This is a genomic window from Pseudoalteromonas sp. 11L1 (genome assembly GCF_055397545.1).
This window is the reverse complement of the sequence record NZ_AP041141.1, coordinates 486,595-501,524: the sequence shown is the minus strand read 5'-3', so window position 1 is coordinate 501,524 and position 14,930 is coordinate 486,595. Positions and strand designations below refer to the sequence as shown.

General features: G+C 41.3%; 11 protein-coding genes and 1 tRNA gene. 10 read left to right on the top strand and 2 right to left on the bottom strand.

The features are described 5' to 3' along the window. The first annotated feature begins 103 nt into the window (after positions 1–103). Together deoC and ACZ5WS_RS02315 are read left to right on the top strand one after the other, a co-directional pair. Positions 104–856 (top strand): deoxyribose-phosphate aldolase, encoded by a 753-nt coding sequence (deoC, locus tag ACZ5WS_RS02320; RefSeq protein ID WP_464710437.1) that lies wholly within the window; start codon positions 104–106, stop codon positions 854–856. Beyond that, complete coding sequence (locus ACZ5WS_RS02315; protein WP_054202755.1) at positions 840–1,340, top strand: hypothetical protein; 501 nt, start codon at positions 840–842, stop codon at positions 1,338–1,340. The genes deoC and ACZ5WS_RS02315 overlap by 17 nt, the downstream gene beginning before the upstream one ends. 49 nt (positions 1,341–1,389) lie before the next feature. On the opposite strand, the gene ACZ5WS_RS02310 is transcribed toward ACZ5WS_RS02315, so the two are convergent. Next, positions 1,390–2,520 carry a CsgG/HfaB family protein gene (locus ACZ5WS_RS02310; protein ID WP_075170828.1) on the bottom strand — a complete coding sequence of 377 codons (1,131 nt, stop codon included), beginning with the start codon at positions 2,518–2,520 and terminating at the stop codon, positions 1,390–1,392. 132 nt (positions 2,521–2,652) lie between these two features. Then, a complete protein-coding gene (locus ACZ5WS_RS02305) occupies positions 2,653–6,642 on the bottom strand; it encodes a hybrid sensor histidine kinase/response regulator transcription factor (protein ID WP_464710434.1) in 3,990 nt (1,329 codons plus the stop codon). A 165-nt stretch (positions 6,643–6,807) separates the two neighbouring features. On the opposite strand from ACZ5WS_RS02305, the gene ACZ5WS_RS02300 reads away from it, so the two are divergent. The 8 genes from ACZ5WS_RS02300 (at position 6,808) to rpoB (ending at position 14,856) form a co-directional block, all read left to right on the top strand. Then, a tRNA-Trp gene (locus ACZ5WS_RS02300) sits at positions 6,808–6,884 on the top strand. 131 nt (positions 6,885–7,015) lie between these two features. Then, positions 7,016–7,393 carry a preprotein translocase subunit SecE gene (gene secE, locus ACZ5WS_RS02295; protein WP_054202752.1) on the top strand — a complete coding sequence of 126 codons (378 nt, stop codon included), beginning with the start codon at positions 7,016–7,018 and terminating at the stop codon, positions 7,391–7,393. A gap of 4 nt (positions 7,394–7,397) precedes the next feature. After that, a complete protein-coding gene (gene nusG / locus ACZ5WS_RS02290; protein WP_008108460.1) occupies positions 7,398–7,955 on the top strand; it encodes a transcription termination/antitermination protein NusG in 558 nt (185 codons plus the stop codon). A 217-nt stretch (positions 7,956–8,172) separates the two neighbouring features. Next, positions 8,173–8,601 (top strand): 50S ribosomal protein L11, encoded by a 429-nt coding sequence (rplK, locus tag ACZ5WS_RS02285; protein ID WP_008108462.1) that lies wholly within the window; start codon positions 8,173–8,175, stop codon positions 8,599–8,601. Positions 8,602–8,605: 4 nt separating this feature from the next. Beyond that, on the top strand, positions 8,606–9,310 hold the full coding sequence (gene rplA / locus ACZ5WS_RS02280) for a 50S ribosomal protein L1 (protein WP_010392122.1): 705 nt from the start codon (positions 8,606–8,608) through the stop codon (positions 9,308–9,310). Positions 9,311–9,630: 320 nt separating this feature from the next. Next, positions 9,631–10,125, top strand: a complete 495-nt coding sequence (gene rplJ / locus ACZ5WS_RS02275) for a 50S ribosomal protein L10 (RefSeq protein WP_008108464.1) — start codon at positions 9,631–9,633, stop codon at positions 10,123–10,125. Positions 10,126–10,199: 74 nt separating this feature from the next. Beyond that, positions 10,200–10,562: a 50S ribosomal protein L7/L12 gene (gene rplL / locus ACZ5WS_RS02270; RefSeq protein ID WP_008108465.1), complete on the top strand. Its 363-nt coding sequence runs from the start codon at positions 10,200–10,202 to the stop codon at positions 10,560–10,562. A 268-nt stretch (positions 10,563–10,830) separates the two neighbouring features. Beyond that, on the top strand, positions 10,831–14,856 hold the full coding sequence (gene rpoB, locus ACZ5WS_RS02265; RefSeq protein ID WP_010392125.1) for a DNA-directed RNA polymerase subunit beta: 4,026 nt from the start codon (positions 10,831–10,833) through the stop codon (positions 14,854–14,856). Positions 14,857–14,930 lie beyond the last annotated feature (74 nt).

Here is a 14,930-nt window from a genome sequence, read left to right as displayed (position 1 = left end):
TTTAGTATAAAAAACGCGCTTATAGTGTTTGGTTATGAGCTATAGCAAGGTTAAGCTATGATGCTTATATAGTTTAAGGTTTTTAAAATTTCATGGGCATAAAATGACAAATAATACTCAAAACGCCATGCTAGTTGTTAGTTTAATGGATTTAACCAGTTTAAACACCGATGATAATCAAGCTAGTATTAATGCATTAGTAAACAGTATTGATTCTAAGTTAGGCATACCCGCTGCAGTTTGTGTGTTTAGTGAATTTGTAGATGATGCAAAAATAGCGCTCGCTAATCGGTTATTGAGTCATGTAAAAGTGGCCACAGTAACCAACTTTCCCACAGGTGAGGCGCCACTTAATGAAGTGCTTAATGAAACATTAATAGCCATAGAGCGCGGGGCCGATGAAATTGACTTAGTCATTCCTTACAAAGCACTTATAAAAGGCGAAGCCGATACCGTGCTGGAATACGTGAGTGAAAGTAAAAAAGCATGTGGTAGTCGCGCTAAACTTAAAGTGATTATTGAAAGCGGTGAGCTAAAAACACCTGCACTTATTGCTCAAGCAACCGAGCTTGCTATTCAAGGGGGAGCTGATTTTGTAAAAACCAGCACCGGTAAAGTCGCGGTTAATGCCACGCTTGAAGCAACTGAAATTATGCTTAATACCATCAAAAAATCATCAAAGCGAGTTGGTTTTAAGGCTGCTGGTGGAGTCAAGACCGCAGTAGATGCAAATGCTTATTTGCAACTAGCAACCGAGATTATGGGGCATGATTATTTAGCACCAGAAACATTTAGGTTTGGCGCTTCATCGCTGTTAAATGACGTTTATAAGGTGTTGAATGAAGCGCAGCAGTGATGCCGAAAAACAACAGTTAGAGCACGATGCAGCTAAGTTGTTTTTGCGTTGCTATGAGCAGCAAACCGGCATTCATATGCGCCACATTTGGCATAATGAACCGAATAGACCCGATGTAAGTTGTTATCAAGAAAATGAGCAACTCGATATAGAAGTAGCGCATTTATATGCCAGCGAAACCGAAGCAATGGCCGTGTTAGGTCGGCCATTATCGATACAAATGCAACGTGATTTAGCTGACATGGCACAACAACCCAGTGAAAACCGACTGCAATCAGCATTAGGACGATTGCTCAAACAAAAAGCGACTAAGCGTTATTACTCAAAACGTACCTGGTTGCTAATTCGTAACGCTAGCACTATTTGGCATAAGAGCGACTTTGAAGCGGTAATAAAAACAATAGCTTTTCCAAATACCCATCAATTTGAGCAAATATGGTTACTGTGTGATTTTTATCGCGGTGAGTTATTACGAGTAGATTAAAAGCGACTAGGGGATAGCCGCTTTTTTTGATTTAAATGAATTGTGTTGCTTAGTTAAATTGAAACATGCTGCCTAAGCTTTCAAGCCCTGATTTTTGAGTTTTAGCTAAACATTTTGTGTCATCTAAAGATTTCTTTGTTGTTTCATCGGCAAGGCCTGTTACTTTTAAGCTCTTTTCTTGTTGATATTCGCGTAGTGCTAATACAGTTTGACGGTCGTATTTTACGTCTTCAGTCTCAAATTCTTCATAATTAGGTTGGTTTTTTAAATACCCTAAGCAAACCAAGTTCATACGAGACATTGCTAAGTCCATTTTTTCATAATGTGGCATTCTATGATTCGGCACATCGACAGCGACAGCAGCAGGAGCTGCTTTTTTACTAGCTACCTTTGGCGGTGGTGGTGCTGTATAGCCTGCAGCAAGCGTGTTGTTTTGGTTATAGCGATAATAGGTGTCTGGGATTTTAGTTTCTAAAAACTCAACGGCTTTAATTATTACTTCACGTAGTGCTTTTTCTTTTGGTGTATCTGACCAACCACTAAGACTCCCTCCAACCAATGCGCCACCAAAGTTTGTTGCTGCGCTGGTAAAGTTAAAATCTTTACTACCGCCTTCAACACTAGTTGCAGCTAAAATACGTGAAGTGCGCGTATCAATTAACCTTAGGTCAATAGCCATATGCGATCCAGAAAAGCCAGCTGAAACAGAGCTAAACACATCACCAATAAAACCGCCCGAACCAACACTTGCACCTGAACTGTCATCATCAAACTCGGTAACCGCTGCAACGACTACAATCTCAGCGCCTTCAATTTCGCCATATGCAGCCCCAGATTGTGCACTCACTCTGCCTGATACTGCTAAATCTTGTTCCGAAAGCACAGCGTCTAGTGCTTGGCGCTCCAATACAATAAAGCGATTAGTGCCAACAAGTGCGGTGGTAAGTTGATCTGCCATACCTTCACCAATTTCTTTTCGCCACCATCTTGAGTTATTTGACTTATCAGTGAAACGTGCCACGGCGATACGTGCTTTAGGGCCATTGTATTTTTGTTTACTTACTTCATTAATGTCAGGTGAATTTTTATTTGAAGTGACGTTGGTTGAAGTGCTTTGACATGCGCTTAAGCTTGTTATCAATGCTGTGGCAAGTAGCGTTTTTTGTATGGATGAGAGCATAGTATTTTCCTTAATTTATCTACTTAATTACATTTGTAGTTATTTTTTAGCAATGGCTAATTAAGGTTAATTTAAATAAATCAGTAGCTTAAAAATAGTACTCAGGCGAAAGCTTTGAGTACAGATGCGAAGCTAATTACTTTTACATGTTTGTGCTTCTCTATATTGTTTTGGTGTCACTGTATATTTGGCTTTAAAGCAACGAGCAAAGTAACTTTGAGAACTAAAGCCGGTATTATCTGCAACTAAACCTATGGTTAAGTCGCTATCAGCTAATAATTTTGCTGCATATTCTAGACGGGTATTGCGAATGTAATCACTGGGTGTAATGTCAAAAAGTGCTTTCATTTTTAATTGCAGTGCACGAGGGCTCAAACACATTGCACTGGCAAACTCTTCGACGCTAAACAGTTCATTTTGATAATTGTCACGCAAAATTGTTTTTAAGCGTTCAGTAAACGTGTAATCTTTATTCTGCTCTATTTGCGCATCTAAGGTCACAGCATGTGCTTGAGCTGATAACTGTTTAACTAAGTGTTTATTTAACGCATCACGAATACCTAATAGGCCATGAATCCGACTCTTTAATAATGATGCTTCAAAGGGTTTACACAGGTAGTCATCGGCCAGTAAATCAAGTCCTTTTATTCTGCTGCGACTGTCTGCTTTGGCAGAGAGTAATAAAACAGGAATGTGGTTTATTGAAATGTCTGAGCGAATAGCGCTTAGAAGCTGATATCCATCCATCGTTGGCATCATCACGTCACTGAGTACCAAATCGGGCATTTGAGTTTGGCACAGTAAAAGCCCTTCTTCTCCATTATTAGCGGTGAGACAGGTGTAGTTATCACTAAACAATGAAACCAGTAACTCACGCATTTCTTCGTTATCTTCAACAATGAGTAGCTTTTTGTTGTTTTTTAGCGGCATAGTTTGAGAGGACGATAATTGTTTATCCGTTAATAAGTTATCTGATTCACACAATGGCAAAGTGACTGTGAAGCAACTTCCCTTGTTGATTTTACTAACTAATGAAATTTGCCCACCGTATTGCTCTACAAGCTGCTTAACCAGCGCGAGACCTATACCACTGCCTGTTTGGTTGTGTGCTGCAACACGAGTAAAACGTTCAAAAATAAGCGCTTGCTGGTGTTCTTCGATACCAATACCAGTATCAGATACCGTTATAACAACATTATTGTTTGTGTTAGAAAGCGTTAGATTAACGCTTTCATTTGATGGGGTGTATTTAAGTGCATTGGTCAATAAGTTATCAATAATAGATAAAGCATGTTTAGTTTCTAAATTTATATAATTAGGCTGTTGCGTGGTGTCTTTAAAGGAAAAACTAATATTTTTTTGAGCAAACAAAATAGCGAAGTCGTCTACTATTTGTTCTATAAAAGGGCTTATAGAATAAGCGGATACATATTCTATAGTCGCACTTGGGCGCTGGCTGAGCTGTAATAGCTCATTAATTAAATTAAGTAGGCGGAGCCCGTTACGCTTGATTATAGAAACTTGATGTTGCGCTTGAGCACCGAGTTGTTGCTGTTGTAAGTTTTCTACTGGCGCTAAAATTAAGCTTAATGGCGTTTTAAGTTCATGGCTAATATTATCTAAAAATTGGGTCTTTAGTTGATTGAGCTTTCTTTCTTGTTGAATAAGTTGCTCTGCGGTTTTAGCTCGATAGCGTGACGCTAAAATTAACCATGTAATAATCAAAACTATTATAAGGTATGCCGCATACGCCAATTTCGTTTGCCACCAAGGAGGCGTTACTGTCAGCTTTAGCATAGTGTGAACCTTGCTCCATTGCCCGTATTGATCGCTAACTTTTAATTGTAATTGATAATTACCTGCACTTAGCTGTGAATAGTTAACTTGTCGTTGGCTTGCATCGGTATAGATAAATTGCTTATCTAAACCACTTAGCTTGTAAGCATACTGGTATTGATTAGCAGATGAGGCATTATTAACGGCGGAATATTTAAAGCCAATGACCCCTTGGCTAGTTGGAAAAGAGAGTTTTTTAGTATGATTTATTAGTTTTGCTGGCTGTTTTTGATCTGTTAGATAGTTTTTTGTTGAACTTGCTTGGTTATAAATTAATAGCTCAGTTAACACTGGGGTTGGAGCTGAAGTACTCAATAGCAGTTTACTAGGGGAAAACTGATTAAAGCCATTGATTCCGCCAAAAAATAGCTCGCCATCAGCTGCTTGAAAAGCGGCACCTAAAATAAACGAATTATGCTGCACGCCGTCACGAGGTAAAAAATGCTGCATAGCTTGATTCGTGGGATTATAGCGGGTGAGCCCTTGGTTACTGCTTAGCCATAAATGGCCTTTACTATCATCTTTAATAGCAAAAATATTATCGTTTAGTAATCCATCATGTTCGGTAATGTAAGAGGTTTTTTGTGTTTTTTTATCAAGGCGGTTTAAACCACCAAAGGTACCCACCCATAGGGTATCGTTATTTTGCAGGTGCAAAGAGGTGACCATATTATGGCTTAAACCAGTCTGCGATGTCTGATCCGAGGGGTAATGAGTAAATGATTCATCCGCCATACTTAGATAGTCTAAACCTGCACGCGTCCCGACCCATAATCCGTTCGCATTGTGATCATAGAGCACGGTAAATACGGTATTGTTAGCAAGGCTATTTACTGAGTCGTCGTGCTTATAATGTTGAACCTCTAAGGTGTCGGGATTAAAGCGTGTTAAACCTTGGTTGCTACCTAGCCATAAATTTCCTTTAGGATCGCTCGTTATCGCATAAACACGATCGCTGCTAAGTTGATGACTTTGCGTTGTATAGGCAATAAAATTATCTTCAGCTGGATTGTATTGCAGTAACCCACCGCCATAGGTACCAATCCAAAGTCGCTGTTGGTTATCTTCATGCAGGCTAAATACATTATTATTAGTAAGGCCGCTTTGCAATTTTGAGTTAACTTTATAGCGCTTAAAGCCAGTGTCGGTTTGTTTGTTTAAGCCATCACGCGTACCAACCCATAACTGACCTTGTGAATCTTTAAGTAGAGCGCGAACAAAATTATGACTAATGGTAGTCTCATCATCGCTCAAATGCTGTTGATGCGAAAATTGATTTTGCTTTTTATCATAACGTTGCAAGCCATAGCCATCAGTACCAATCCAAATGATACCGAACTGATCTTGATAGACTGACAAAAGGTAATCATTAGCAAGCCCATTTAGTTGCTGTTTATTGTGCGGTATGTGCTCAAAGTTATTTTTAGATGTACTTTGCTCTGTTTTATAAAATAAACCTTTTCCATAACTTGTCAGCCACATGGTATCGGTGTCGTCAATTAATATATCGGTGATCCATACATCTGTAAATTGAGCAAACTCCGCAAAAACCTCTGTTGTTGGAATAAATAAGCTAAGGCCTTGTTTGCTTGCTAGTAATAGCTGCCCTTGTGTATTTAAGTGTAACCGCCATAAATTCTTATGGCTCTTTGCTATGTGTTTAAACGTTTTTAGCTCTGGGTTAAATTTAATTAATCCCTCGTTGGTCGCTAACCAGATATTCTGTTGAGCATCTATTACGATATCTTGTATTACGGTATTAGCTTGCTCGGGGCTATTATAGCTAAATGACTCAACTTCATTATTGACTATATTTAATCGTGTTAACTTTCCATGTTCATGGCCTAACCAAATATTATTTAGGTTATCTGACGCCAGTGACCATATACGGTTATCAGTAATCGCCAACTCAGTTTGCGTATTAAAAACCTTAAATTGACCGGTTTGAGTATCAAGTAAGTTTAAACCATTACTGGCTGTAGAAAACCAGATAGCATGAGGGCCGCCAGTAAGACAATCGGTGACCCAATTTCCTGAAATACTAGCCTCAGTAGGGTGAGACTTGAAGCGTTTAAACTCATAACCATCAAAGCGATTAAGACCGCCTTGTGTGGCAAACCAATGAAACCCTTGCTCATCAGTAATGCTGCATGTAATCGAGTTTTGCGATAATCCTTGCTCACTCGAATATGTATCTAAGTGAATAGGGCGGGCAATAAGCATGCTATGAAACAAGCAAAAAATACTTAAAATGAGGGTTTTGAATAGGGTTTGAAGTAAAGGCACGGGCTTCCTTGTGCGAACAGTATTCCTAAAATTGAAACAATCATAAACTGCTTTTTTAATAATGTTAAGTTTGATTTTTACAGCCGTCAGTGAGATTTTAAGTTATGGGTATCTTTTTACTCTTGTGTTAATGAATTGCGTAAGTATAATAGGCATCCACTTTGCAGGGGCGTAGTTCCAATTGGTAGAACAGCGGTCTCCAAAACCGACGGTTGGGAGTTCGAATCTCTCCGCCCCTGCCAATTTTTTACAAAGTGAGTAAAGTCTAGAACTAAAAATCGGTTTAAGTAAGCTTGTTTTTAAGTTTAGATTTTAATGGATTAACCCTGTCGACGTGCAGGGTTGTTGTGTCTGTAGTTAAGGTAATAATATTATGAGCACGAATATAGAAACACCATCGAGTGGGATGGAGTCAGTAAAGTGGTTAGTAGCAATTGCGCTACTTGCAGGCGCAGTCGTTGGTAACCATATGTTTGCAGATCAGTCTGTATTACTACGTGCTATTGGCGTTGTGGTTGCGATAGCTGCGGGTTTAGCTATTGCTTCGCAAACTTTCAAGGGACGTACATTCCTTGCTTTTGCAAAAGAAGCGCGTATCGAAGTACGCAAGGTAGTTTGGCCTACGCGTCAAGAAACAACGCACACGACATTAATTGTAATGGTTGCAACAGTGATTATGGCATTAATCCTTTGGGGATTAGATGGCATTTTATTCCGCGCTGTAGGCTTTTTAACTGGATTGGAGATCTGATCCCATGTCGGATGAGAATAACGAAAAGAAACTACGTTGGTACGTAGTACAGGCTTTCTCAGGTTATGAGAAGCGTGTTGCTCAAACATTATTAGAGCATATTAAAATCAAAGGTCTAGAAGATAGCTTTGGTGAAGTATTAGTTCCTACTGAAGAAGTCGTAGAGATGCGTGCTGGTCAAAAGCGTAAATCTGAGCGTAAATTCTTCCCAGGTTACGTACTAGTACAAATGGATATGAATGATGCAAGCTGGCACTTAGTAAATAGCACTGAACGTGTTATGGGCTTTATTGGTGGCACATCAGACCGTCCAGCACCTATTAGCACCAAAGAAGCTGATCGTATTCTTAACCGTCTACAAGAGAACGCAGAAGCGCCTAAACCAGCAACATTATTTGAGCCGGGTGAAGTGGTTCGTGTTACTGATGGTCCATTTGCAGACTTTAGTGGTGTGGTTGAAGAAGTTGACTACGAAAAGAGCCGCGTTAAAGTGTCGGTACTTATTTTTGGTCGTTCTACGCCAGTTGAACTTGAATTTGGTCAAGTTGAACAAGATAAGTAATTGATTTAAAGTGTCGCGTTAAAAACTTTTAAATTTTTGGCACGAAGCTTGAAAAAGGCCGCTGATTAACTTATAATCAGCGGCCTTTTTGTATTCAGGGAAAACGTTTGTTTAACTGTTTACTAAAAAGTGAGAAACCAATTTTTAAACTGGGAAGCCGCTAGAGTACGCGTCCTCGCGCGCACAAGGCTAAGACCCACCTAATGAGGTATTTATAATGGCTAAGAAAGTTGAAGCTCTAATCAAGCTACAAGTTGCTGCTGGTATGGCTAACCCTAGTCCTCCAGTAGGTCCAGCACTAGGTCAACACGGTGTAAACATCATGGAATTCTGTAAAGCGTTCAACGCACGTACAGAATCTATCGAAAAAGGCGCTCCAGTTCCTGTAGTGATCTCTGTTTACGGCGACCGTTCATTTACGTTCGACATGAAAACGCCACCGGCTGCTTACTTACTTAAGAAAGCTGCAGGTATCAAATCTGGTTCAGGCCGTCCTAACACTGAAAAAGTAGGCACAGTAACTCGTGCTCAACTTGAAGAAATCGTTGAGACAAAGAAACCAGACCTTACAGCTTCTGATTTAGAAGCTGCGGTTCGCACTATCGCAGGTTCTGCGCGTGCGATGGGCTTGAACGTAGAGGACTAAGATAATGGCTAAATTAACTAAACGTATGCGTACTATCCGCGAAAAAGTGGAAGTAACTAAAGATTACGAAATTAACGAAGCAGTTGCTCTTTTAAAAGAATTAGCGACAGCTAAATTCGTAGAAAGTGTTGACGTTGCTGTTAACCTTGGTATCGATGCTCGTAAATCTGATCAAAACGTTCGTGGTGCTACTGTACTACCTAACGGTACTGGTCGTGACGTTCGTGTTGCTGTATTCACTCAAGGCGCTAATGCAGAAGCTGCAAAAGAAGCCGGTGCTGAATTAGTAGGCATGGAAGATCTTGCTGACCTAGTTAAGAAAGGCGAGATGAATTTTGACGTTGTTGTTGCATCACCAGACGCTATGCGTGTTGTTGGTCAACTAGGTCAAATCTTAGGCCCACGTGGTCTAATGCCAAACCCTAAAACTGGTACTGTAACACCTAACGTTGCAGAAGCAGTTAAAAATGCGAAAGCAGGTCAAGTGCGTTACCGCAATGACAAAAATGGTATCATCCATACTACTATTGGTAAGGTTGATTTCACTGCTGAGCAGTTACAACAAAACCTTGAAGCTCTAATTGTTGCGCTTAAGAAGGCTAAACCTTCTCAAGCTAAAGGTGTTTACTTGAAGAAAGTAACTATCTCTACAACAATGGGCGCAGGTGTTTCTGTTGACCAAGGCACTTTAAGCACAGTTGTTGCTTAATTGAGTGTTTACATGGCGTGAAATTTGTACTATAATTTTGCGCCATTTTGCTGATTAATTTAGTTAATCGCAAAGTAAAGAATTCGGGTTGAAGTCCATAATTTCGAAGCGCCTTCGGGCAACGCGATAAATTGGGCTTCCGTCCAAGACCGTAGGCGGCTTCGGCCTTAATATTACCTACGTAGACGGTGTGAATCCCCAGATAGATTTTTCCTAATCTTCTGGCTCTCGCCGTAAAAAGCATCTCCATCTTTATTGATGGGGAAGAGTAAAACAGGGAAGCCGATGTACGGTAACCCATTAAACCAGGAGTAACACCCATGGCTTTAAATCTTCAAGGCAAAAAGGCAATTGTTGCTGAAGTCAACGAAGCAGCCACTGGTGCTCTATCTGCAGTAGTTGCAGATTCTCGTGGTGTAACAGTTGGTGCAATCACTGCCCTTCGTAAAGAAGCTCGCGAAGCGGGTGTTTGGATGAAAGTTGTCCGTAACACTCTAGCTAAACGTGCTCTTGAAGGAACAGACTTTGAATGCCTATCTGATTCATTTGTTGGTCCAAGCTTAATCGCTTTCTCATCAGAGCACCCAGGTGCTGCTGCGCGTATCTTTTCAGACTTCGCGAAAAAGAATGAGAAATTTGAGCTTAAAACGGCCGCTTTTGAAGGTAATGTAGTAGATGCAGCTATGCTTGCAACTCTACCTACATACGACGAAGCTGTTGCACGCTTAATGAGCGCTATGAAAGAAGCGTCTGCTGGTAAATTGTGTAAAACAATTGAAGCAGTACGTGTACAGAAAGAAGAGCAAGCTGCTTAATTTTAAGCTGTTTAATCCCTTTCGGTGTAAATTTATTTGGACCTTAGAGTCCGTTAATTATTAGGAAATTTGTAATGTCTGTAACTAAAGACCAAATCCTTGACGCAATTGCTGAAATGTCAGTAATGGACGTTGTTGCTCTAGTTGAAGCAATGGAAGAAAAATTCGGCGTAACTGCTGCAGCTGCTATGGTAGCAGGTCCTGCTGCTGAAGCTGCTGAAGAGAAAACAGAATTTGACGTAATCCTTACTGGCGCTGGCGCTAATAAAGTTGCGGCAATCAAAGCTGTACGTGGCGCAACTGGTCTTGGCTTAAAAGAAGCTAAAGCTCTAGTTGAAGCTGCTCCAACTCCAGTTAAAGAAGGTATCTCTAAGGAAGAAGCTGAAGCTCTTGCTAAAGACCTTACAGAAGCTGGTGCTGAAGTTGAGGTTAAGTAATCTAGCTTTTGCTAGGTTCGCTGCCTGAGAAATCAGGCAAGGGCTGGTGATTATTTAATCACCGGCCTTTTTGCGCTATAGAGCGACTATTCTTATATCGCAAATAAAATCTGATTTATTCTTTAATTTCAACGCTTTATAGTTTGCTAGTGTTGAAGTGGGATTAAGTTGGAACAACAGTTAATGTTGTACATCTTGGCATAGATGCCAGTTAAGTCTGTTCTTACAAGAACAGGTCGGGTCAAAGATCAGCAAGCTGAGGAACCCCATGGCTTACTCTTATTCTGAAAAGAAACGTATCCGTAAGGATTTTGGTAAACGTCCACAAGTTTTGGATATACCTTTCTTACTGTCGACGCAGTTAGAATCGTTTAAAAAATTCTTAGTCCCGGACGCTGATGGCGATCATGGTTTGGAAGCTGCCTTCCGTTCTGTGTTCCCAATTAAAAGCTACTCGGGAAATTCTGAGCTTCAATACGTAAGTTATCGTATTGGTGAGCCAGTATTCGATGTAAAAGAATGTCAAATTCGCGGTGTGACTTATTCTGCTCCACTTCGCGTGAAACTGCGTCTTGTAGTAATGGACAAAGAAGCTCCAGGCACAGTTAAAGACATTAAAGAGCAAGAAGTTTACATGGGCGAAATTCCGCTCATGACCGATACCGGTACTTTTGTAATCAATGGTACAGAGCGTGTTATCGTTTCTCAGCTACACCGTAGCCCTGGTGTATTCTTTGATAACGACCGCGGTAAAACTCACTCGTCAGGTAAAGTGCTTTATAACGCACGTGTAATTCCTTACCGTGGTTCATGGTTAGACTTCGAATTTGATGCAAAAGATAACTTATATGTCCGTATTGACCGTCGTCGTAAATTACCGGCGTCTATCATCTTACGTGCACTTGAGTACACGAGTGAAGAAATCCTAGATATCTTCTTCGATACAACTGCGTTTGAAATCGCTGACGGTAAGGTTCTTATGGAACTTGTGCCTTCACGTTTACGTGGTGAAACTGCCGCTTTTGATATCAAGAGCGAAGACGGTGAAGTCCTTGTTGAAAGCGGTCGTCGTGTTACGGCTCGCCACATCAAGAGCATCGAGAAAAAAGGCATTAAGCAATTAGAAGTACCACATGAGTACATCATTGGCCGTGTATTAGCGAAGAACTATGTTGATGAGTCAACAGGTGAAATCATTGCTACTGCAAATGACGAGCTAACGCTTGAAATGATGGCTGAATTGGTTAAAGCCGGTCACACGACCATTGATACACTATACATCAATGAAGTGGACAGCGGCGCTTACATGTCAAATACGTTGAATATTGACTCGTCAAGCAACCGTTTAGAAGCACTAGTAGAAATTTATCGCATGATGCGCCCAGGCGAGCCACCGACGAAAGACGCGGCTGAAGCCTTATTTGAGAACTTATTCTTCTCAGAAGAACGCTATGACTTATCAACAGTAGGTCGTATGAAGTTCAATAGCCGTGTTGGTTACGATTCAGACACAGGCCCTGGCACATTAAGCAAAGAAGACATCGTAGCGGTTATGAAAGTATTGATTGCTATTCGTAACGGTGTTGGCGATGTTGATGATATAGACCACTTAGGCAACCGTCGTATACGTAGTGTTGGCGAAATGGCTGAGAATCAATTCCGTGTAGGTTTAGTACGTGTAGAACGTGCTGTACGTGAGCGTTTAAGCTTAGGTGACCTTGATGCGGTAATGCCACAAGATCTTATTAACGCTAAGCCTATTTCGGCAGCGGTTAAAGAGTTCTTCGGCTCGTCTCAGTTATCACAGTTTATGGACCAAAATAACCCGCTATCAGAAGTAACGCATAAGCGTCGTATTTCTGCATTAGGCCCGGGTGGTCTAACTCGTGAACGCGCTGGCTTTGAAGTACGTGACGTTCACGTAACTCACTACGGTCGCGTATGTCCAATCGAGACTCCTGAGGGTCCAAACATCGGTCTAATTAACTCATTGTCTACGTATGCACGTACCAATGACTACGGTTTCTTAGAAACACCTTACCGCAAAGTGGTAGACGGTGTAGTAACTGATGAAGTTGATTACCTATCAGCCATTGAAGAAGGTCAGTTTGTTATCGCCCAGGCGAACTCAAACTTAACTGAAACCAATGAGTTTGTAGATGAACTTATTCCATGTCGTCACAAAGGTGAATCAACCTTTATGGGTCGTATGGACCAGCAATATATGGATGTATCACCACAACAGGTGATCTCTGTAGCGGCAGCACTTATCCCGTTCCTAGAACACGATGATGCTAACCGTGCATTGATGGGTTCAAACATGCAACGTCAAGCAGTACCAACATTGAAAGCGGACAAACCGTTAGTAGGTACAGGTATTGAGTTAACACTAGCAAAAGATTCTGGTGTAACGATTGTTGCTAAACGTGGTGGTGAAGTAATGTATGCCGACGCAAGTCGCATCGTTGTTAATGTACATGAAGAAGAGCGCATCCCTGGTGAAGCGGGCATCGACATCTACAACTTAACCAAGTACACACGTTCTAACCAAAATACATGTATTAACCAAAAGCCGACTTGTATGGTTGGTGAACCGGTTACTCGTGGCGATGTGTTAGCAGATGGTCCTTCGACTGACTTAGGTGACTTAGCCCTTGGTCAAAACCTTCGCGTGGCATTCATGCCATGGAACGGTTACAACTTCGAGGATTCAATCTTACTATCAGAGCGCGTAGTTGAAGAAGATCGTCTAACGACTATCCACATTCAAGAACTACAGTGTATCGCCCGTGATACTAAATTAGGCTCAGAAGAGATCACAGCAGATATCCCGAACGTGGGTGAATCTGCACTAGGCAAGCTTGATGAATCAGGCGTTGTATATATTGGTGCTGAAGTTAAAGGCGGCGATATCCTAGTAGGTAAAGTGACTCCGAAAGGCGAAACGCAATTAACACCAGAAGAGAAGCTACTACGTGCTATCTTCGGTGAAAAAGCGTCTGACGTTAAAGACAGCTCTTTACGTGTACCTAACTCTGTAACTGGTACTGTAATCGACGTACAAGTTTTCACCCGTGATGGTGTTGAAAAAGATAAGCGTGCGTTAGAAGTTGAAGACATGCAGCTTCGCGAAGCGAAGAAAGACTTCAACGAAGAGTTCCGTATTCTAGAAGCTGGTGTTTTAGAGCGTGCTCGCAAGTTACTTGTGGCAGCTGGCTTCGATGAAGACAACTTAGCGTCACTGAATGCTGAAAAGTTACTAACTCAAAGCCTTGCTGAAGAAGACAAGCAAGCTGAACTTGAGCAACTAGCTGCACAGTACGATGAGCTTAAAGCTGAATACGATAAGAAGTTTGAAAACAAACGTCGTAAAATTACCCAAGGTGATGACTTAGCACCAGGTGTACTTAAAATTGTTAAAGTATACTTAGCTGTTAAACGTCGTATCCAACCGGGTGATAAAATGGCGGGTCGTCACGGTAACAAAGGTGTTATCTCGACTATCGTACCAGTAGAAGATATGCCATACGATGACAAAGGTCGTACGGTAGATATCGTACTAAATCCACTAGGTGTACCATCGCGAATGAACATCGGTCAGATCCTTGAAACACATATGGGTCTAGCTGCACGCGGTATTGGTGAGCGCTTAGAAGAAATGATGAAAGAGCAACGCGAGCTTCATGAGCTACGTGAATTCATCAAACAAGCTTATGAGATCGGTGAATCTCGTCAGGTTGTGGATATCGCTAGTTTCTCTGATGACGAAATTCGTCGTTTAGCTGAAAACTTGAAAGGTGGTTTACCGATTGCTACTCCTGCATTTGATGGCGCGAAAGAAGACGAAATCAAAGACATGCTAGAGCTAGGCGGCTACCCTAGAAGTGGTCAGGTTACACTTTATGATGGCCGTACTGGCGATCAGTTTGAACGTCAAGTAACTGTAGGTTACATGTACATGCTTAAACTTAACCACTTGGTTGATGATAAGATGCACGCGCGTTCTACTGGTTCTTACAGCCTTGTTACTCAGCAGCCGCTGGGTGGTAAAGCACAGTTCGGTGGCCAGCGTTTTGGTGAGATGGAAGTATGGGCACTTGAAGCTTACGGTGCTGCTTACACTCTACAAGAAATGCTAACAGTGAAATCGGATGACGTGAACGGTCGTACTAAGATGTATAAAAACATCGTTGATGGTAACCATAAAATGGAACCAGGTATGCCAGAATCGTTCAACGTATTGTTGAAAGAAATCCGCTCACTGGGTATCAACATCGAGTTGGAAGAAAATTAAGCCAATTAGATGCTGCAGTGAACGCTGCAGCATCTGTTATGGCTGAATAGAATGTAGGGACGAGAACATCCGTC